General features: G+C 58.2%; 20 protein-coding genes. 14 read left to right on the top strand and 6 right to left on the bottom strand.

What is annotated here, in order from left to right; genetic code table 11:
- The first annotated feature begins 15 nt into the window (after positions 1-15).
- Positions 16-528, top strand: a complete 513-nt coding sequence (locus DBAC_RS05220) for a carboxymuconolactone decarboxylase family protein (RefSeq protein ID WP_015773238.1) — start codon at positions 16-18, stop codon at positions 526-528.
- A 22-nt stretch (positions 529-550) separates the two neighbouring features.
- Here DBAC_RS05220 and DBAC_RS05215 read toward each other — a convergent pair whose 3' ends face one another.
- The 4 genes from DBAC_RS05215 to DBAC_RS05200 all read right to left on the bottom strand — a co-directional run bounded on the left by DBAC_RS05215 (position 551) and on the right by DBAC_RS05200 (position 5,748).
- Complete coding sequence (locus DBAC_RS05215) at positions 551-1,840, bottom strand: (Fe-S)-binding protein (protein WP_043810455.1); 1,290 nt, start codon at positions 1,838-1,840, stop codon at positions 551-553.
- 158 nt (positions 1,841-1,998) lie between these two features.
- Positions 1,999-3,840, bottom strand: a complete 1,842-nt coding sequence (locus DBAC_RS05210) for a putative nucleotidyltransferase substrate binding domain-containing protein (RefSeq protein ID WP_015773236.1) — start codon at positions 3,838-3,840, stop codon at positions 1,999-2,001.
- 53 nt (positions 3,841-3,893) lie between these two features.
- The gene (locus DBAC_RS05205; RefSeq protein WP_015773235.1) at positions 3,894-5,441 is read right to left on the bottom strand and encodes a sodium:solute symporter family transporter; all 1,548 of its coding nucleotides are present in this window, start codon (positions 5,439-5,441) and stop codon (positions 3,894-3,896) included.
- Between the two features lies 1 nt (position 5,442).
- The gene (locus tag DBAC_RS05200; protein WP_015773234.1) at positions 5,443-5,748 is read right to left on the bottom strand and encodes a DUF485 domain-containing protein; all 306 of its coding nucleotides are present in this window, start codon (positions 5,746-5,748) and stop codon (positions 5,443-5,445) included.
- Between the two features lie 765 nt (positions 5,749-6,513).
- Here DBAC_RS05200 and DBAC_RS05190 point away from each other — a divergent pair.
- The gene (locus tag DBAC_RS05190; protein WP_015773232.1) at positions 6,514-7,299 is read left to right on the top strand and encodes a carbon-nitrogen hydrolase family protein; all 786 of its coding nucleotides are present in this window, start codon (positions 6,514-6,516) and stop codon (positions 7,297-7,299) included.
- Positions 7,300-7,308: 9 nt separating this feature from the next.
- Here DBAC_RS05190 and DBAC_RS05185 read toward each other — a convergent pair whose 3' ends face one another.
- Both DBAC_RS05185 and zraS read right to left on the bottom strand, forming a co-directional pair.
- A complete protein-coding gene (locus tag DBAC_RS05185; protein WP_015773231.1) occupies positions 7,309-8,646 on the bottom strand; it encodes a sigma-54-dependent transcriptional regulator in 1,338 nt (445 codons plus the stop codon).
- Positions 8,643-9,995, bottom strand: a complete 1,353-nt coding sequence (gene zraS / locus DBAC_RS05180; protein WP_015773230.1) for a two-component system sensor histidine kinase ZraS — start codon at positions 9,993-9,995, stop codon at positions 8,643-8,645. Before zraS ends, DBAC_RS05185 begins: the two co-directional genes overlap by 4 nt.
- A 198-nt stretch (positions 9,996-10,193) precedes the next feature.
- Here zraS and DBAC_RS05175 point away from each other — a divergent pair, with 198 nt between their 5' ends.
- The 12 genes from DBAC_RS05175 to DBAC_RS05120 all read left to right on the top strand — a co-directional run bounded on the left by DBAC_RS05175 (position 10,194) and on the right by DBAC_RS05120 (position 19,843).
- A complete protein-coding gene (locus tag DBAC_RS05175; protein WP_015773229.1) occupies positions 10,194-10,523 on the top strand; it encodes a nucleotide pyrophosphohydrolase in 330 nt (109 codons plus the stop codon).
- 199 nt (positions 10,524-10,722) lie between these two features.
- Positions 10,723-11,247, top strand: a complete 525-nt coding sequence (locus DBAC_RS05170) for a periplasmic heavy metal sensor (protein ID WP_015773228.1) — start codon at positions 10,723-10,725, stop codon at positions 11,245-11,247.
- Between the two features lie 108 nt (positions 11,248-11,355).
- Positions 11,356-13,179 (top strand): YgiQ family radical SAM protein, encoded by a 1,824-nt coding sequence (locus tag DBAC_RS05165; RefSeq protein ID WP_015773227.1) that lies wholly within the window; start codon positions 11,356-11,358, stop codon positions 13,177-13,179.
- 437 nt (positions 13,180-13,616) lie between these two features.
- A complete protein-coding gene (locus DBAC_RS05160; RefSeq protein WP_015773226.1) occupies positions 13,617-13,892 on the top strand; it encodes an HU family DNA-binding protein in 276 nt (91 codons plus the stop codon).
- Positions 13,893-14,013: 121 nt separating this feature from the next.
- Positions 14,014-14,877: a pyridoxamine kinase gene (locus tag DBAC_RS05155; protein ID WP_323740362.1), complete on the top strand. Its 864-nt coding sequence runs from the start codon at positions 14,014-14,016 to the stop codon at positions 14,875-14,877.
- Complete coding sequence (locus DBAC_RS05150) at positions 14,874-15,722, top strand: HAD hydrolase family protein (protein WP_015773224.1); 849 nt, start codon at positions 14,874-14,876, stop codon at positions 15,720-15,722. The genes DBAC_RS05155 and DBAC_RS05150 overlap by 4 nt, the downstream gene beginning before the upstream one ends.
- Positions 15,719-16,510 carry an MlaE family ABC transporter permease gene (locus DBAC_RS05145; RefSeq protein WP_015773223.1) on the top strand — a complete coding sequence of 264 codons (792 nt, stop codon included), beginning with the start codon at positions 15,719-15,721 and terminating at the stop codon, positions 16,508-16,510. Before DBAC_RS05150 ends, DBAC_RS05145 begins: the two co-directional genes overlap by 4 nt.
- A gap of 3 nt (positions 16,511-16,513) precedes the next feature.
- Positions 16,514-17,707, top strand: a complete 1,194-nt coding sequence (locus DBAC_RS18245; RefSeq protein ID WP_015773222.1) for an ATP-binding cassette domain-containing protein — start codon at positions 16,514-16,516, stop codon at positions 17,705-17,707.
- Positions 17,704-18,162: an outer membrane lipid asymmetry maintenance protein MlaD gene (mlaD, locus tag DBAC_RS05135; RefSeq protein WP_015773221.1), complete on the top strand. Its 459-nt coding sequence runs from the start codon at positions 17,704-17,706 to the stop codon at positions 18,160-18,162. The genes DBAC_RS18245 and mlaD overlap by 4 nt, the downstream gene beginning before the upstream one ends.
- Positions 18,159-18,740, top strand: a complete 582-nt coding sequence (locus tag DBAC_RS05130) for an MlaC/ttg2D family ABC transporter substrate-binding protein (RefSeq protein ID WP_015773220.1) — start codon at positions 18,159-18,161, stop codon at positions 18,738-18,740. Before mlaD ends, DBAC_RS05130 begins: the two co-directional genes overlap by 4 nt.
- A complete protein-coding gene (locus DBAC_RS05125; RefSeq protein WP_015773219.1) occupies positions 18,733-19,482 on the top strand; it encodes an MlaA family lipoprotein in 750 nt (249 codons plus the stop codon). Before DBAC_RS05130 ends, DBAC_RS05125 begins: the two co-directional genes overlap by 8 nt.
- A 121-nt stretch (positions 19,483-19,603) precedes the next feature.
- A complete protein-coding gene (locus DBAC_RS05120) occupies positions 19,604-19,843 on the top strand; it encodes an amphi-Trp domain-containing protein (RefSeq protein WP_015773218.1) in 240 nt (79 codons plus the stop codon).
- Positions 19,844-20,051: the final 208 nt, after the last annotated feature.

Genomic DNA, 20,051 nt, shown 5'->3' with positions numbered 1-20,051 from the left:
TTACTGAGGTGCCCCATGTTCCTTCTGGATTATCAAAAACCCGGACAGGCCACGGACGGCGTGGCTGAGATTTACGCCCATTTTCTGGGTCGCACGGAAGTCCCCGCGCCTCTGCAACTCTTGAGCGCGAGTCCTGAAATGCTTGGTCTGCAGTTCGAGCAGATCAGATACTTCATGGGCCATGAGCGCTTGAACTTTCCCATGCTGGCGGCGATTCGGTTTCTGGCCGCAAGTCAGGCCTGCTTCGACCACTGCCAGATCCTGAACCGGACTTGGCTGACCAAAAGCGGCCTCAGCGTTCAGGACATGGACAACCTCTCCAGAGGCGTGCCCGTTGAAGTCTTTTCCGACGCCGAAAACGCCCTGCTGCACGTGGTGCGCAAAGTTCTGGCCAAGGAAGCCGTGCACGAAAAGGAAATGGAGACTCTGCGCGGAATGGGCTGGAAGGACAGCGACATCCTCGACGCGTGCGCCCAGGGCACCGCGATCATCGGCATGTCGTACCTGATCAAGGCGTTCGAGAAATAGGCCAAAGCCCGGCCAAGCCGGGCTACTCTTCTTGCGGCTCCATCCCGAGCCGCTCCCACTGCTCCCGCGCCTCGGCCTGCGCCGTGGCGATGCGCTCGGCTTCCCACGGTTCGATGACCAGGGCCTCGGCCACCAGCTGCCAGATGTATTTCACCTCGTAGGTGCAGTCGGGATAGAATTTGGGGATGCGGCGCATGATCTGGTCGCGGCAGTTTGAGCAGCCCACGACCACCACGTCCGCGCCCGAATCCTTGATCTGCTGATATTTGTAGCGCGCGTGCCAGGCCGACTGCTGTTCAAAGGGCATGGGCCACATGCCGCCGCCCGCGCCGCAACAAAAATTCTTCTCCCGCGTCGGGGTCATTTCCACGAAATCATCGACGCAGGCCGCCACGATCTCGCGCGGCTCGTCGAAAAAGCCGCGTCCATAGTGCGCGGCCAGCTCACGGCCGTGCTTGCAGGAGTCATGATAGGTGAAACGCTTGCCCTGGTGCACGCTCTTGTCCACTCGGATGCGGCCCGAACGGAGGAGCTGCAGGAGATAGTCGTACAGATAGACAAAGCCCACACAGTCGCTCGGGTTCTCCGCCACCAGAGCGCTCATGCCCTTGCGGCAGCCGTAGGAACCGCCTCCGCAATCCGGCATGATCATGGTCCCGATGGAGTGATCCTGCATGTACCGGATCTTGCGCCGGGCCAGCTCGCGATTGGCGTCGTAGTTGCCGGTGAAGAGCGCCCAGTCCACGGCCTCCCAGCCCTCGGAGGGCACGGTCCAGTTTTCGCGGGCGGCATAGAAAATCTTCCACCACCAGAACTGGTCCTCGAAATCGCCGTACACTTCCTTGGAATTGGGAAAGAAAAGGATGTCCGCGCCAGCTCGGTCCACCGGCACGTAAAAGCCGGGGCATTCCTCGGCCAGATCCGCGCCCAGATCGCGCATGCCTTCGAGGTACTCCTCGCGGCTGATGGCCAGATTGTTGCCCGTGGCCAGATTGTTGGCCATGCCCTTGTGCAGGGAGCCCGGCACCGCCTCGCGCGGACGCAGGCTCTTCATGTGGCCCATGACGGAGGGGATGTCGATGCCCGCAGGGCAGACCCCGGCGCAGCGTCCGCAGCCCGTGCACAGCCAGGGAAAATCGGACGCAACGACCTCGTCGACCAGGCCGTTGGCCAGCATGCGCATGACCTTGCGCGTATCCCACCCGGCCATGCCCGGCGTGCCCGTGACTGGACAGCCATTGGCGCAGGACCCGCAGACCATGCAGGCCGAAAAATCAAAACGCTCCAGAACAGACAGCAACTCAGGACTCATGCAGTGTGCGGAAGAACTCACGGTTATCCTCGCTCGATGGCAAAAAAAGCCGCCCCGTGAAAAACATGGGCAGCTAGAAATATTGTGCATTCATATTCATAAGTCAACAGTACGTGTTCGTTTCCGAAAAGAAAAAAGCCGCAACGCATGGACGATCTTCAAGAAATCAGGTGCAGCCCGAACTTGGTGTGCAGAAAGGATTGAAAATCGATGACCACCCCAAAGCAGTCTTTGAGCCGCTCCCGTTCGAGCGCGGCCAGGAGATCGATACGGACATGATTGTCCGGAGCCTGCCGCGCACGCACACCGGCGGCCTGGACGCGCAGGCGCAGGCTCTGGAAAAAATCAAAGGCGTCATGAATATTGGCCGCCATTGCCTCGGAGAAGACGCCTTCCCGGCGCAGGCTGAGAAGGCGCTCCATGCTTCCCGTCTCGTGTAGCCCATGCTCCAGGGCCAGGGTCTTGATGCCCTGGGTCAGCGGAAAAATCCCGCCCTTTTTCAGATCAAGGCAGCCTTTGGCCGGACCGCTCTTCTCGACCACGAGATTGTGAAAAAAGCCCATGGGCGGAGAAAAACGCAGAGCCTCCCTGGCCATGTACTTGAGCAGCACCGGAGTGTCGCGCACCTGCCTGAAGAGATGTTCCCGCAGACGCTCGCAGAGCCGGGGCGCCCCCAAAATATGCCGGGAATCGGCCAGTTGGGTCAGGCGCAGCACCGCGTCCGCGTCGACAACACGCATCATGGCGTCGATGCTGTCCCGCCACGCGGATAATGACTGCCGCCAGAGCGCATTCTCGATCATCACTCCGTGGGGACAGGGTGGGAAACCTATCTCCACCAAAGCACGCACAAAGCGCTGCCCAAAGGCGGCGAAATAGTCCACGTCTTCCCCTTCATCGGAAAAGACCAGGGCGTTGTCCTGGTCCGTGGCCAGAAACTGCTCCCTGCGCCCTTCGCTGCCGAGCACCATGAGCGAAAATTCCCGAGGCCCACGTCCCAGATCCTCCATGACCAGCCCCGCCACGCGGACCAAGATCTGGTCGTGGATATGGGCCACGAACCGGCCCACTTTTTCAGCGCCGATCCTCTCGGCGGCGCTGCGCAGCACCATGAGGCGCAGACGCTCAAAGCACTGGGCCAGAGCCGCAAAAGACTGGGCCGATGCGATTTCGCCCGACAGATGCAGCGGATTCTCCCCCCGGGCCGAGAGCATGTCCCGCTCCTGGAGCAGGCCGCGCGGCTTTTCGTTCTCATCGACCACGACCAGACGGCGTATGCCGTGGCGGATCATGGTTGAAAACGCCTCGAACACCAGCTCCTCGCCGCCCACGGTGATAAGCCCGGCGGTCATCATCTCCCCCACCCTGACATCGAGCGTTCCGCGCGCGGCCTGGGCGACCACGTCCTTTTCGGTGAGAATCCCGGCAACCTGAGCCGCATCGCCGACTAGGCAGGCGGAAACGCCGCGCTCGCGCATGGTCTGCGCCGCCTCGGAAGCGGACATGGAGGCAGGGACAAAAACCGGGTCATTGAGGCCAATGCTTCCCACGGCGAGGCGCAGGAATGGATCGGTTTCCAGCTCGGACCCCCGCAAGCGCGACGCATCGAGCAGCATCGCAAGCCGCTCGCATTTGCGGACAAAATATGCCTTGAGCGCATTTTCCCCGTCCAGCATTGCCCTGAAAGCTTCAAGCCCGATGGCCAAAAAGGAGGTGTCCTCCTCGGCGCGCACCTCCAGAAAGGGCAGACGCACATCAACAACGGACTCGAAGCCAAAGGCATCGCCGTCCATGATCCGCTCGAAATGAACTCCCTGGGAAGTCAGATGGACTGCGCCGTGCAGGACAACTCCGACCACGGGTTCAACGAACATCTCGCGCGCCGGAAGCTGCCGCACGCGCACGGCGGGCAGCAACTCTTCAAGTGTCTCCGCCGAGAGCAGGCTGAAGGGGTAGACCTTGCGCAGAAAATCCCGGCAAAAATGCACATCTGAGGACATAAGACCTCGCAATTTGGTGGCCGCCAGGTCCGGCCACCATGCCTTTCCCGCGTTTATTCAGCGCCCACTCCGAGGTAGTTGCGCACGCGCTGGTTCTCGTATCTGGCCTCGGCGCCCTCGTCAGGAACCAGGACCGAACCGAGCCAGCCCGCGGCAAAGGCGGCAGGCAGCGAGATCAGGGCCGGATTCTTCCAGGGGAAAATGGCCTGGGCATTGCCGAGCACATCGACCCACACCGTGGGGCTTATGATGATGAGCCCTACCGCCAAAACCGCTCCCACGGCAATACTCGCCGTCGCGCCGACCGTGCTGAAGCGCTTCCACATGATCGAGAGCAAAAGGGCCGGGAAATTGGCGCTGGCCGCGATCGCAAAGGCCAGGCCGACCATGAAGGCCACGTTCTGCCCCTTGAAGGCGATACCAAGCCCGATGGCCAGAATCCCCAGGGCGACGGTGGCGCGCTTGGCCATCTTCACTTCGTTTTCCTCTGTGGAACGCCCGGTACGGAACACGTTGGCGTACAGATCATGGGAAAAGGTCGTGGCCCCGGCCAGGGTCAGGCCCGCTACCACGGCCAGAATCGTCGCAAATGCAACCGCCGCGATAAATCCCAGAAACATGATGCCACCCGTGACTTCGGCCAACAGCGGAGCCGCCATGTTGCCGCCCTTGTCGAACCCGGCGATCACGTCCTGTCCCACCAGCACCATGGCGCCGAAGCCGATGATGAAGGTCAGAATGTAGAAATAGGAGATGAGGCCGGTGGCATAGAGCACCGATTTACGTGCGGCCTTGGCATCGGGCACGGTATAGAAGCGCATCAGGATGTGCGGCAGTCCGGCCGTTCCGAACATGAGCGCAATGCCAAGCGAAAGGGCGTCCCAAGGGTTCGATACCAGACCGCCCGGTTCCAGAACTTTGGCGCCATACTTGAGCACGGCGGCATCGAAAAGATTGACCGGGTTGTAGTCAAATTGTGCCAGGACCATGAAAACCACAATGGAAGCTCCACCCAGCAGCAGGACGGCCTTGATGATCTGCACCCAGGTCGTGGCCAGCATGCCGCCGAAAAGCACGTAGGCGATCATGATCACGCCCACGACGACGACAGCCGCTTCATAGGGCAGCCCGAACATGAGCTTCACCAGCGAGCCGGAACCGACCATCTGGGCGATGAGATAAAAGGCCACGGTCATGAGCGAGCCGCAGGACGCCGCGATGCGGATGGGTTTTTGCTTGAGGCGATAGGCAACCACATCGGCGAAGGTGTATTTGCCCAGGTTGCGCAGCGGCTCGGCGATCAGGAACATGATGATCGGCCAGCCCACGAGAAATCCGATGGAATAGATGAGGCCGTCATAGCCCTTGAGGGACACGAGGCCCGCGATGCCCAGAAAGGACGCCGCGCTCATGTAGTCTCCGGCCAGGGCGATGCCGTTCTGGAGCCCCGTGACAGATCGGCCGGCGGCGTAAAACTGTGAGGCGGTTTTGCTGCGTTTGGCTGCGTAATAGGTGATGACCAGAGTGGCCAGCACGAAGACCAGAAAGAACCCGATGGAAACCGCGTTGGGTTGTCCGATGGAGGAGGTAAACTCATTCATCTCATTTCTCCTTCATGTTGCCGACAATGCTTGTCACCGCATCGTCGTACGCGCTGTTGGCCCAGGTGACGTAAATGCCTGTCAGCACGCAGGCCGAAATGATGACCGCAAGTCCAACGGGAACGCCCATGGTCAGGTGCTCGCCGACTTTTATCGCGAGGAGCTCTTTTCTGAAGGCCAGGACCAGAATGAAACCAAAATAAATGACCAGCATGAGAGTGCTCAGGATCACGGATACAATTCTTTTTCTTCTGACCAGATCCTGAAACTTTTCATGATCCAGACTGTTGATGGATACGGTTGGCAAGGTGTCCTCCCTGGTTACGGTGAATCGAAATGCCGCTTGAGTCCGGCAAAACACCTTGTATCAAAATTCACAAAGCCTGCATCACTTTCTCGGCAAATGGAATGTACAAAGCCCTGTACGGCGAGCAGCCACCCGCGCCCACCTTTGCACCGCTTGTCTGTCCATGCATGCCGCTGACCGGATACAATACATTCTTTTTCATTGATACCCAGAGGTTATGACTTAAGATTGACGACTGAAAGATTTAAAATACAACCGAGCAACTTATTGCGCACTATATCATGCTGATCCACTGAGAACACTACACATGTTCACAACGGACAGGGAGTACCGCATTCGTGATGCAATGCCATGGGACAAGACGGTAGAGAGCAGCACGTGCTTTCACTTCGAGGAATTATTTTTCGATTATTTCGCGCAAAACCGAGGTCACGCATTTGGCAACGATACATGTAAGACAGACCATCCAAATCCCTGGAGAATGCATATCTGTCTTGCTTGTCATTTTGATCGCGGAAGATGAAGATTTTTTGAGGTCAACCTTGGTCGACCATCTGGAAGATCATGGCTCTGTGGTGCTCACGGCGACCAATACCGAGAACGGGTTGGAACACCTGGCCGTCATCACCCTCTTGAGCATAATTAAGTACGCATTCTCTTCAAACCCCATACCGATCACCCCTACCTACGTACTTGAATTTTTAAATATTCCACGTTATATGCGCCTCCATTAATGCAATCCTTCTTCTCATCCAAGGATCATTCATGCGCATCGGACTTGCCACCGCCCCCGTTCCCGAGTCCCTGGAGCAGTCGCTTCAGAATATCCTCGATTTCATGGACCAGGCCGCATCTTTCGATGTGGACCTGCTCTGCTTTCCCGAAGCCTATCTGCCCGGAATGCGTGGGCAGCATTTTTCCATCCCCTTGTGCGAACAAGCCGAACTGCGTGACGCTCTGGATCAGGTCTGCAAGGCCTCGGCCAGCCACGAGTTGGGGGTCATCCTGCCCATGGAGTGGCCTTCGGAGCAGGGCCGCTACAACCTGGTGCAGGTCATATCGCCCGAAGGAAAGATCATGGGGCGACAGTGCAAGACCCAACTCGACCCGGGCGAAGAAGGACTTTATATTCCCGGCAGGGGACGGCAGATTTTTGAAATCAATGGGGTCAAATTCGGCGTGGCCATCTGCCACGAGGGATGGCGCTATCCGGAAACCGTGCGCTGGGCCGCCTGCCGAGGGGCGAAGATCGTCTTTCATCCCCAATGCACGGGCAGCAATACGGCCGGACGCACCTCCCAGGGATGGGGAGATCCTGACGGGCCCTATTACGAGATGGCCATGGTCTGCCGCAGCGTTGAAAACGGCATCTATTTCGCCAGCGTGAATTATGCCCTGAACTTCCAGGATTCAGCCACCAGTTTGGTCTCGCCGGAAGGTTCATGTCTGGCTCACCAGCCCTACGGGCAGCCGGGACTTCTGGTCCAACAGCTGGAGCTGGAACTGGCTACGGGTCTGCCGGCCAGGCGCTACGCGCCGGACCGCTATTAGGCCGCACCCTTACGAATCCAGCCCAAACTTCTTCATCTTGTTGCGCAGGGTGACCCGCGTCACCCCCAGCACGCGCGCGGCCTCGCTCTTGTTGTTGCCCACCTGCTCCAGAGTGCGTGCAATCGCCTCACGCTCCGCGTCCTCCAACGACAGGCCCACCGCCGGACCATTCACCGGCTTTTCAGCCCCGCGCATATTTGCGGGCAGGTCGTTCTCCGTGACAAATTCACCGGGCGAGAGAATGACGGCGCGCTCCACCACATTTTCCAGCTCGCGCACATTTCCCGGCCAGTCGTAATGCAGCATCAGGTCCATGACCCTGGGCGTAAAACCGCGATAGGTCTTGCGGTTGCGCTGCGCAAAACGGTGCAAAAAATGCCGGGCCAATAGCGGAATGTCCTCGGGCCTCTCCCTGAGAGCGGGGACGCGCAGGGCGATGACGTTCAAGCGGTAGTACAGATCCTCGCGAAAACCGCCATCGCGCACCTCGGCCTCCAGATCGCGGTTGGTGGCGGCGAGCACCCGTACATCGACGCGGATGGATCTGTCGCTGCCCAGACGCTGCACCTCTCCCTGCTGCAAGGCGCGCAGAAGCTTGGCCTGCAGCGCGGGAGCCATCTCTCCGATTTCGTCCAGAAAGAGGGTGCCCCCGTCGGCCTGCACGAACCGCCCGTCCCGCTGTCGCTGCGCCCCTGTATACGCGCCCTTTTCATGCCCGAAGAGTTCGCTCTCCAGCAGATTTTCCGCGAGCGCCGCACAATTGACCGTGACCAGTTGTCTGGCTTTGCGCGGGCTCCCCTCATGCAGCGCCTTGGCCACCAATTCCTTGCCCGTGCCGGATTCGCCCAAGATGAGGACTGAAGCTTCGGACGGCGCCACGGCCCGGATCATGGCGGCGAGTTCGCGCATGGGGAGCGAGTCGCCGATCATCTCCGAAACCGGGTCAGCCTCGCCGCTTGGGGCCTGCGCCGAACGGTGGGCCATGCCCTGCTCCAATGCCCGCGCAAGGCCCAAGCGCAGTTCCTCAAAATCAAGCGGCTTGTGCAGATAATCCAGCGCTCCGGCTTTCAGGGCCTGGACCGCGACGTCCACGGAAGAATACGCGGTCATGATCAGCACGGGCAGGTAGGGATTGTAGCTCTTGATCCTGCGCAGGGCCTCTATCCCGTCCACTTCGGCCATGCGCACGTCGGTCAGGACCACGTCGTAGGCCCGCTCGCGCACCCTGGCTACGGCCATGGCTCCGTCATCCGCCGTATCGACCTCATATCCCCAGCTGCCGAGCATGGCCACGAGCATGGTCATGTGGGCCCGGTCATCATCAACCACCAGAATTCGCGCCGTCATCGGCGTTCTCCTTTTAAAGGCAGATCAAGAATCACTTGCGTGCCCTGCCCCGGCTCGGAAGTTACCCGCACCTGGCCGCCATGGGCCGTCATCATGGTTCGCACCGTGGCCAGCCCCAGGCCCGTACCCTGATTTTTGGTAGTGAAGTACGGATCGAAAATCCTGTCCAGATCCTGCGCAGGGATTCCGTGGCCCGTGTCGGCCACGCGCAATTCCAGCCGATCCTTCACGCGCTGGGCGGAAACGGTCAGGGTGCCGCCCTGCGGCATGGCCTGGATGGCGTTCAGGAACAGGTTCAGCAGGATCTGCAGCATGCGGTCCGGATCAAGGGGCAGCGCTTCGAGCTCCGCGATGCGCAGTTGCACGGCAATGCCCTTGCTGCGGCAATCTCCCTCCACGAGTTTCAGGGCGTGCTGGACAAGATCGGACACAACGGTGGGCGCAAGGCGCAGCTCCGAAGGGTGGGTCAGCTCCAGAAGTTCGGTCACGACCCGGTTCAAGCGGTCGACCTCGCCGATCATGACCTCGGCCAACTCCCGGTCCTGCGTCCCGGCTTTGAATTTGGCGCCGAAATAGGTGGCAAACCCCTTGATGGAACTCAAAGGATTGCGGATCTCGTGGGCCACTCCGGCAGCCAGGGTGCCGAGCGCGGCCAGGCGTTCCTGCCTGGCCACCTCCCGTTCGAGACCTGCCACCTTGCGCCGCCAGAAAAGCGTGACCGCCCCGGCAAAGGCCAGGGCCAGACCAAGACCGCCGGCCATGGCCAAGGTCAAGACATCCTTGCGCACGGCGCGCAGATAGAGCGAGGCGTCAAGGCCCACGGCAATAAGCGTGCGCTCTCCGGGTGGATGCGGAAACGTGTTGTGTTCCATGCCCCCTTGCATGGTGCGCCGGGGTGGGCGCGAGTAGCGATAAACCACAAAGAGCGGCTCCTCGCCAGGCCGGATGATCGACCACGCAGGCTCGAAGGAGGCAGGCAAGGCGGTCAGCGCTTCCGCTGCGACGCCGCTGCCGGGCTCGGCCTCGCTCAAGGCCTCGAACCTCCCCTGGGCATCGACCAGTCCCAAAAAGCGCAGATCTCCCTGCCGGATCATCTCATCCATAAGAAATCGCAGGCGAAACTGCCGCCCCTCCTGACCCCGCATGCCCATGCGGCGGGCGGCCTCCACGGACCGGATCAATGTCTCGCCCTGAGTGGTCAGAATGCGGGCGATGGTGCGCTGCTCCCGCGCCCGCCCCTGCAAGGCGAACCAGATCAGGATCACGGCCGCCAGCACCGCCGGCACAAAAAGGACCAGGCCGCGCCGTCGCCAGAAAATGGATGTCGAAAAGGGAGCCTGATTCTGCATTGCCCGCGCCGTCCTTGAAGCAAGACATGCCCGGCACGCCTTGCGGTCTGTTGATGATCCGTAAACATGAAAACTATCAACGAAGCCCACTTCTAGCAAATACCCTGCCTGACCGAAGCGGACTTTGAAAATGCATCCGCCACGGACGCATTGCCACCCTGGGCAGGATTTCGTAGGCAGGCCGAAAAGGAGCGTTTCGTGAGTCTCAATCAATTGCAGGAAGACGTCGATGCCTGGGTAAAAACAATCGGGGTCCGCTATTTTTCCGAACTGACCAACCTCGGCATTCTGATGGAAGAGGTCGGCGAAGTGGCCCGTATCATGACCCGCCGTTACGGGGATCAAAGTTTCAAGGAAAACGAGAAAAACGATCTGGGCGACGAACTGGCCGATGTCCTGTTTGTTCTGACCTGCATCGCCAACCAGACAGGAGTCGACCTGACGGAGTCCATGCGCCGCAACCTGGAAAAGAAAACCCTGCGCGACACGAATCGCCACCGGAACAATCCAAAACTGCATTCGTCCTGAAACTGGTCAGGTTCTGACCAGCCCCGGACAGCAGGTGGTCAGATTCTATCCGTCGCCACGGGGCCCAAAACGCGGCAAACACCGCGTTAATCATTTAAACATTTAATAAAACAAATAGTTAGATATTAAAAGCCACTCTGGCACGGCACTTGATATCCTCTCTGGTACAATCGGCACTCAAAACCATTCGGAGGATCTCATGAAAAGAACGACCACCATCGCAATCCTGGCCATTTTCGGCATCATCGCACTCAGCACCCTGACCTTCGCCGGTCCCATGCGCGGCAAGGGAATGCGCGGCGATTGCCCGGGCTGGAATCAGAACCCCGCAGTGCAGCAGCTGACCCAGGAAAAGCAGGACCAGCTTAAGAACATTTTGGACGAACACCGCAAAGAAATGACTCCCATGCGAAATGCCATGTGGGAGAAGCGCACCCTGCTCAAAACATTGTCCGTCAACCCCAACACCAAGCCCGAAACCATCACCGCCCTGGTTGGCGAGTTGAGCGACCTGCGCGCCCAGGCGCAGACCAGGCGCGAGGCCCTGCAATCCCGGGTGAGCAAGGAAATTGGCATTGATCTGCCCATGGGTTTTGGAATGGATGAGCGCAGAGGCATGGGTGGACGCGGCCACGGCGACTTCGGCCAGCGCGGCATGCGCCAAGGCATGGGCCAAGGCATGAACCCGGAACTGGACGCCGCTCCCGGCGCTCCGGATGCCTAACGTCCTATCCAGCTGCATCACGCGCAGAGCAGACACAGTCTCAGGCGGCCTCCGGGCCGCCTTTTTTGTTCTTGCCCACATGACTCCGGGAGCCTATAGGCCCGAACCATGAGCCTTTTTTCCAGCAAATCCCTGCCCCAGCCCAAATTCCTGCCCATGACCCGCGCCGAAATGGATGCGCTCGGTTGGGATGAACTCGATGTGCTCCTGGTCAGCGGCGACGCCTATGTGGACCACCCATCCTTTGCCATGGCCCTGCTCGGGCGCGCGCTGGTGGCGCACGGACTGCGCACCGGGATCATCACCCAGCCGCGCTGGGACGGCCCGGAGGATTTGCTCGCCATGGGCCGCCCCCGCCTGTTCGCGGGGGTCTCGGCCGGGGCCATCGACTCCATGCTGGCCCACTATACCGCCTTTCGCAAAAAACGCTCCGAAGACGCCTACACACCGGGCGGCAGGGCCGGAGCCAGGCCCAACCGGGCGTGCATCGTCTACACCAACCTGCTGCGCCGCGCCTTTCCCGGCCTGACCGTGATCCTGGGCGGGATCGAGGCATCCTTGCGCCGCATCACGCATTACGATTTCTGGACCGACGCCCTGCGCAAGCCCATCCTCCTCGACGCCAAGGCCGACGCCGTGGTCTACGGCATGGGAGAGCGGGCCATCCTGAGCATCGCGGACCGGCTCGCGGCGGGCCGGGACATCCTGGGCATCCCCGGCACCGTGACCGTGGGCGAGGATTTTCCAGCTGAAATCGAGCTGCCGAGCCACGAAGACATGCTCGCCGATCCCAAGGAACTGATGCGGGCCACGCTGCTGCTCGAAAAGCAGGTCCATGACGGCACGGACTGGGCCGTGCAGCGCGTCGCCAACCGCGCCATCCTTGTCGCGCCACCGGCCACGCCCCTGACCACGACGGAAATGGACACGATCTACGCCCTGCCCTTCGCCCGCAAGGCTCATCCCGGCTATCTTCTGCCCATCCCGGCCGAAGAGATGATCCGCGACTCGGTGACCAGCCACAGAGGATGCGGCGGAGGGTGCTCGTTCTGCACCCTGGCCCTGCACCAGGGTCGGCGCATCGCTTCGCGCAGCCGGGCTTCCATCCTCGACGAGGTCCGGCGCATGGCCGCAAGCCCGGATTTCAAGGGCCATGTTTCCGATGTCGGCGGCCCCAGCGCCAACATGTGGGGGGCAAGCTGCGCCAAGGAAGGACAGCCCTGCAAGCGCCCCAGTTGCATGACTCCGACCGTCTGTCCGCACTTTCGCATGGACCAGAAAGCGCACCTCGATCTGCTGCGCACCCTGCGCCGCACGCCCGGAGTGCGCGGAGTGCGCGTGGCCAGCGGCGTGCGCTTCGACCTGGCCTTGAAAGACATGGACGCCCTTGGGGGCTATCTGCGCGAATTCGTGGGCGGGCAGCTGAAAATCGCGCCCGAGCATGTTTGCGACCATGTGCTGCGCCTGATGCGCAAGCCCGGCAACCGCGTCTTCGAGGAATTTCTGACGATCTTTGACCGCGAATCCAAGCGCGCGGGCAAGGAGCAATACGTCATCCCCTACCTGATGAGCGCCTTCCCGGGCACCACCGACGACGACATGCACGCCCTTGCCCGCTGGCTCGGCAGCCGGGGCTGGAAGCCCAAACAGGTGCAGTGCTTCATCCCCATCCCCGGAGCAGTGGCCACGGCCATGTACCATGCGGGCATCACCCCGGAAGGAAAGTCCGTCCATGTGCCGCGCACCGACGAAGAGCGGCTGCGCCAACATCGCATCCTGCTCCCGCCTGAGGACAGAGGCGCCAAACGTCCAAAGGACACGCAGCGCGAACCTCACCCGAAAAGCTGTCCCGGCCGATGCCCTGCTCCTTCGCGCAATTCCAGGCCCCTTCCCCGTCCCGGCAAGACAAAGACGGGCCGCAAAAAGAAATAAAATCGCTCTGGTACCTGCAAACCGCTGACCGACTTACGCCTCCCTTTGCGCAGCACGCCTGCCGGGGAGACTTTTTTGCGCTCTCATTTTTTTGTGCACACTTTTCAAGAAGTGAATTGTCTTTTTTAAGATTAGGCTGTAATATCAAATAGAAGAAGATTTATGATTCGGCCAAACCCTTGCCGGCAGGAAGGACAAGGCCAAGCGCGACCAGGATCGTGTCGTCAATTGATTTTTTTTTGAGAACATGAAGAGAATAACTTCCCATAGTTCTTGATTTTTATTATGAAGTTCTGAATTTTCACGGCGGATCGCGTCTTTTACCCCAAGCCGTTGCTTTGGACCTGACCCGGTCTGCCTGGAACGATTACCCCGGCGTCCATGACCCATCCCTTCGAGGATCATGAGTTTTCACGAATCGCAATCTGGAGCGAACAATGAACAAAAGCGAACTTATTCAGTCCCTTGCAGAGAAAATCAAGATTTCCAACGATGAAGCATCCACCATTGTGGACAGCTTTTTCGACTCCATGCGCGACGCGTTGCTGCGCGGAGACAGGATTGAAATCAGGGGGTTCGGCAGTTTCAAGATCAAGCAATACGAAGGATACATCGGCCGCAACCCCAAAACCGGGGAGTCAGTGCAGGTCAAGCCCAAGAAAATGCCTTTTTTCAAGGCTGGAAAAGGTCTGCTGGACTATCTCAACGGTTAGAATCGTTGACATGAGGGGCCGTTTTGACGCAATTGCTCGCGGCACACCTTAAAGAAAGACTACAGTCGGTTCGTCCCGAACGGATTGGACGTCTTTTTATGGAGCTTCGGCATTGCATTCCGTGATCCAACGCGTTGCAGCGATTCATGATCTTTCCGGGTTTGGAGGGGGGTCACTCTCGGCGGTGATCCCCATTCTTTCAGCCCTGGGAATTCAGGTCTGCAGTCTGCCGACAGCCATCCTCTCGACCCACACGGGCGGTTTCTCCAATTTTCATTTCCGCGACCTGACCTCGGACATGCGGCACATCATCGACCACTGGCGAGAGCTGTCCCTGTCCTTTGCCGGAATCTACTCCGGATTTCTGGGTTCGCCGGAACAGATCGACATCGTCACAGATTTCATAAGGACATTCCGCACCGACTCCACCCTGGTCGTGGTCGATCCGGTGCTCGGAGACGACGGCAAGCTCTACGACACCATGGACAGATCCATGGTCGACGGCATGCGCAGCCTCGTCGCCTCGGCCGACGTGATCACCCCGAACATCACCGAAGCGGCACTGCTGCTGGGCAAGGCCGGTCCTTTGGCCATCTCCGGCACCGAAGAGATAAAGGCCTGGGCCCGGGCCTTAAGCGATCTGGGCCCGCGTTGCGTCATCATCACCAGCGTCCCTGCAGAGCACGGCAGGGGGACGTCGGTCGTGGCCTTCGACAAGGATGCAAATCGTTTCTGGAAGGTTGCATGCCCTTATATTCCTGCATGTTACCCTGGCACTGGAGATATTTTCGCCAGTGTGATAACAGGTTCACTGTTGCAGGGCGATTCCCTGCCTTTATCACTGGACCGGGCCGTGCAGTTTGTCTCCATGGCCATCCGGGCCACCTTCGGTCACAATTTTCCGGAACGTGAAGGGGTTTTTCTGGAACGGGTGCTCCCGAGCCTGAACGCCCCCGTGTCCATGAGCAGCTTTGAACTGATATGACAGGCCCATATCGTGGAATATTCGTCAGCGATCTTGACGGAACCCTGTTGCGTGGCGGCCGCATCTCCGAAGGCGACCTGAAGGCCTTCAGGGGCCTGAGCGAGCAGGGAATCATGCGCGTCATCGCCACGGGCCGCTCCTTGTATTCGGCCAAATCCTGTCTTGCGGATGATTTTCCGGCAGATTACCTGATTCTTTCGACCGGAAACCAGATCGTGAACTGGCCCACGCAGAACGTTCTGCGCTCCGCATTCCTGTCTGGCCAGGAAGTGCAGGACATCTGTCTTTTTTTACATGGACAGGGCCTGAGCTTCATGGTGCACGAGGATTTTCCGCACAATCATCGCTTCGCGTACCACAGGGGGCACAAGAACGTCGCGGATTTTGATCGACGCCTGGCCCTGTACGCCAGCCACAGCCAGGAAAAAACAAGCGTCCCCGATGCGCGCGCCGCGTCCCAGATCGTGGTTATCGTTGACGGAAGCGATGCGGCAATGCATGACCGTATCTGCCGGGAACTTGCACGTCACAGCGTCATCAGGGCCACATCCCCGCTTGACGGACAGTCCGTGTGGATCGAAATCTTTGCGGCGGATGTCTCCAAGGCCTCGGGCATAAAGCACCTTGTCGATCATTACGGCCTGCACGGGGCTCCCAGCGCGGCCATCGGCAACGACCACAACGACAGGGACATGCTTGAGCTGGTGCAGATGCCCTTCAAAGTCGCAGACGCTTTTCTGGACGATGAAGACAAATACATTACAACTCCGGAAAATAGTGACGCCGTGGCTTTCGCCATCGCACGCTACATGGAAAGCTTCCATGCCGGCATGACGGACGCATGAAAAACATATTGGCCATCCCCGCACTGCTCGGGGCAACATCACTCGGTATCATCAAAAACGTGGGTCAGTGGGGAGTCTTCTCTCTCACGGCTGTCCTGGGCATGATCCATATACGCAGGCTCATACCCAAAATCCTCTACGACATATATTTCATCGGCTTCAAATCCCTGAATATCATAATTCTTGTGGCCTTCTTCACAGGCATGGTCCTTGGACTGCAGGGCTACTACACCCTGATCAAGTTCAGCGCCGAAGGAATGCTCGGCGTTGCCGTAGCCCTGTCCCTGGTGCGCGAGCTCGGGCCGGTGCTGACGGCGATTATGCTCATCGGCCGGGCCGGGTCGAGCATCAGCGCCGAGATCGGCATCATGCGCATCTCCGAGCAGATCGACGCCCTCTCGACCATGGACGTGGACCCGGTGCGCTATCTGGTCACGCCCAAGATCATCGCATCGCTGATCTGTTTTCCGCTCCTGACCGCAATTTTTGATTGTGTCGGCATCCTGGGCGGTTATTTTTCCTCCGTGCTCTTAAGCTCCCGTTCGGGGATCTTTTTCAGCAAGATCCAATCGAGCCTGCTCCTGTCCGACGTGACCGGAGGGTTCATAAAATCTTTCGTCTTTGCCTTTATCGTCATCACCATATCCTGCTACTGCGGATATTACACGCACCAGAACCAATCCAGTGCCGGGGCCGAAGGCGTCAGCAACTCAACAACATCCGCCGTTGTCCAGTCATGCGTTTACGTACTGGTCTCGGACTACGTCATAACATCCTTTTTGATGTGACCCATGAGCAGCACAACTCCTCTCATTCAGCTTCGCAACATTTCAAAGGCGTTCGGCGGCAGGGATATTCTGCGGGGCGCGACCTTTGACATCCAGCGAAACGAAATCACTGCCATCATCGGGAAAAGCGGCGGCGGCAAGAGCGTCCTGGTCAAACACATCATCGGGCTGATCACTGCCGACAGCGGAGAGATCATTTTTGACGGGCTTCCCTATTCGACCATGAAGCGAAAAGACTTTTCGGCCATCAAGAACCGTTGCAGCTACATGTTTCAGAACAACGCGCTTTTTGATTCCATGACCGTGTTCGAAAACATCGCCCTGCCCCTGCGGGAAAAATTCACGTTCGGAAAGGCGGACATTGAAGACAAGGTCCGCTCCCGCATCGAACAGCTCGAACTGGCCGAAGTGGCTCAGATGTACCCGAAACAGATTTCAGGCGGCATGCAGAAACGCGTGGCCCTGGCCCGCGCGCTGGTCACCGAACCGGAGATCATCTTCTTCGACGAACCGACCACGGGCCTCGACCCCATCCGCAAGAAGACGGTTTTCTCCATGATCCACCGCTACCATGAACAGCTCAATTTCACGGCGGTGATCATCACCCACGACATCCCGGACATTTTCTACATCGCCCATACCGTGAACATCCTCGATGAGGGCAGGATCATCTTTTCCGGCTCGCCCGTGGCCCTCGAACAATCCTCGGATCCGGGGCTTTACACCTATACGCATGGTCACGAGATGCTCATCGACGAATTGACAGGCCTACACAACAGGCTCTCGCTCATGCGCAAAATCGAGGCCTTCGGGGCCGAAGCCAAAGACGGTGAAAAGCTTGTCCTGGTCACGGTCAGACTCCTGGGCATGCGAACCATGATCGACTACAAGGGCGACCTGCTGGCACACGCCTTCATCAAGAACCTGGCCAAATTCGTGCAAACCTTTCTGCCGAGTGACGCTTGCGCGGGCATGTTTTCCAAGGAAATCCTGGTTCTGGCGTACAAAACAGAAGACGAGTCGACCCTTGAGATGTTTCTGAATCAACTTGAGGGATACTTCACCAACCTGACCATTGAAACATATTGTCACAAACACAGACTTCAGGTCGAAATCGGCGGAGCGCTGACAGACAAAGAACTGACCGCCTATTCGGCCATTCAGGAAGCACTTGCAACATCCAAGAAGTACGTATGAAGACCAACAATTCCTCTCTGCATCTTTCCATTGGCCTTTTTATCATCATAGGTCTGGTCTGCACCGCCTATCTGGCCATGACCCTGGCGAACACGACTTTTTTTTCCGGCGACTCCTACACGATCACCGCCAAATTCACGGCTGTGAACGGACTCAGGGCCGGCAGCAACGTGGAGATTTCCGGCGTGGCGGTGGGCAAAGTGTCGAGCATCTCTTTGGACCAGACCTTGTACCAGGCGGTAATCACCATGAGCATTGAAAACGCCGTAGGCATTCCCGTTGACTCCACGGCGGCGATCAAGACCAGCGGGCTCATCGGCGACAAATACGTGAGCATCATTCCCGGAGCCGACGACGTGCTCTTGAAGGACAAAGAGGTCCTCATGGATACACAGGCTGCCCTCGATATTGAGGAAATGATTTCAAAATATGTATTCGGAAGTGTCGACAAATGAGAGTACTGTTTCTTCTTTTTATCCTGCTCCTGCCGGCTACAGCGCTGTCGCAGGACAACCCGACAAGTTACATTCGCGCCAACATTGACAAAGTGCTGAGCATTCTGGCGTCTCCTGAATATGAGTCGGAAACAAATAAAACTGAGCAGTTGCGCCAGATTGAAGCCGTAGTCGACAATTTTTTCGACTCGGAAGAGCTTTCCAAGCGTTCCCTTGGACAATATTGGAGAATTTTCACTCCCGAGCAGCAACAAGAATTCCAACCCCTGTTCCTGAAACTCATCAAGCAGGTCTATCTCAAAAAATCCATTACCTATAATGGCGAAGTGGTGAATTACAACCAGGAAATCATCAAATCAGATACTCTTGCTGAAGTTCATACAACAGTCACGTCCCCCAGTTTGAACATTCCGATCATTTACTACATGATCAGAAAAGATGTTTCGTGGAAGGTTTACGATGTTTCTGTGGAAAACGTGAGCCTGATCAAAAACTACCGCTCCCAATTCCGGAGCATTCTGCAAAACAATTCGCCCGATAAACTCATTGCCACTTTAAGGGAAAAAACCAATGAATAAGCGTCTTCTACTGCTCTGTCTGGCCTTGGGCCTCATTCTGCTACAGGGCTGCGCCGGCAAGAAAGCCGGTTCTTCCCTGAATCAAGACGTCGCAGCGGAGCAGGAATATGAGGAAAGCTATGATGCAGCGGAAAACGGGGGCTATCCCGACTCTCTGGAAGGTTTCAACCGGGGAGTTTTTTCGTTTAACGACGGATTCATAACCTACGTTTTCTCACCCATCGATACGGTCTACACCGGATTCTTCCCCCCGGACATCCGCGCCGGATTCGGCAACTTTTACCGTAACCTCGGGTATCCCGTCCGTCTTATAAACGCCCTGCTGCAATTCAAATTCGACAAGATGGCCAAAGAGACCGCGTCGTTTGCCCTGAACACAGTGTTCGGCGTGGGCGGTCTTTTCCACATCACGCACAACATGCCGAGCCTGCAGTCTTCACCCGAAGATTTCAGCCAGACTCTGGCCTTTTACGGGCTGGATTCAGGCACCTATCTCGTACTGCCCATCCTCGGGCCGACCACTCTGCGTGACGCAGTGGGCTCCGTTGCGGACTCCTTTGTACACCCCTTTTCACTCGTGACCCCGGACAGCGCCAAATACGCTCTGATCGGACATGACAAAGCCAACACGGCCTCGGCCAACCTTCCGGCCTACAAGAGCATCAAGGAAGAATCCTTTGATCACTACACGAGCATGAAGGACGTTTACTTTCAGTACAGAATCGGACTGGAGAAGAAATAAGCGCGGGCCGAATGTGACGATGCGGTCACACAGAATGCGTGACCTTGACTTTCCCGGTTCCGGAATATCTTTAATGGAATGACCAATAGACAATAAATCCCGAAAAGAACCCGGAGGAAACATGTCCGACAAGAAAAAAATCATCGAAGTTGAAGAGACCCGCCTGGCTTATATGGCTGGAATGCTGCTCAAGGAAGTCGCGGAAGGCCTCTCCCGCCGCCAGTTCGAATTCAAGACCGAGGACGGCCCCGTCACGGTGACTGTGCCCAAGGATGTGGAACTCGAATACAGCGTGGAACAAAAGGAAAAGGACGGCGGCACCAAGACCAAGCTGGAGATCGAGATTTCCTGGAAATCGTGATCTGCCCCCTGGGCATAAGATAACCTGACAATGGCTCTGAAAAACCCTCGTCGCGCACTGCGGCGGGGGTTTTTCCGTCCCTCTTCCATGAATCGGGCCTGATCGAGAGCAGGGCGCAAAATGAAAAGACAGAACCTGCGCAGTCCCGCCTCTGATATCATTTTCCTCAAGTTGAGCGACAGTCGTGGCAAAATTCGATAAATCATAT

The organism is Desulfomicrobium baculatum DSM 4028 (genome assembly GCF_000023225.1).
In the GTDB taxonomy this organism is placed as follows: Bacteria; Desulfobacterota; Desulfovibrionia; order Desulfovibrionales; family Desulfomicrobiaceae; genus Desulfomicrobium; species Desulfomicrobium baculatum.
The sequence above is the reverse complement of the archived record's forward strand: the minus strand, read 5'-3'. Positions and strand labels throughout refer to the sequence as shown.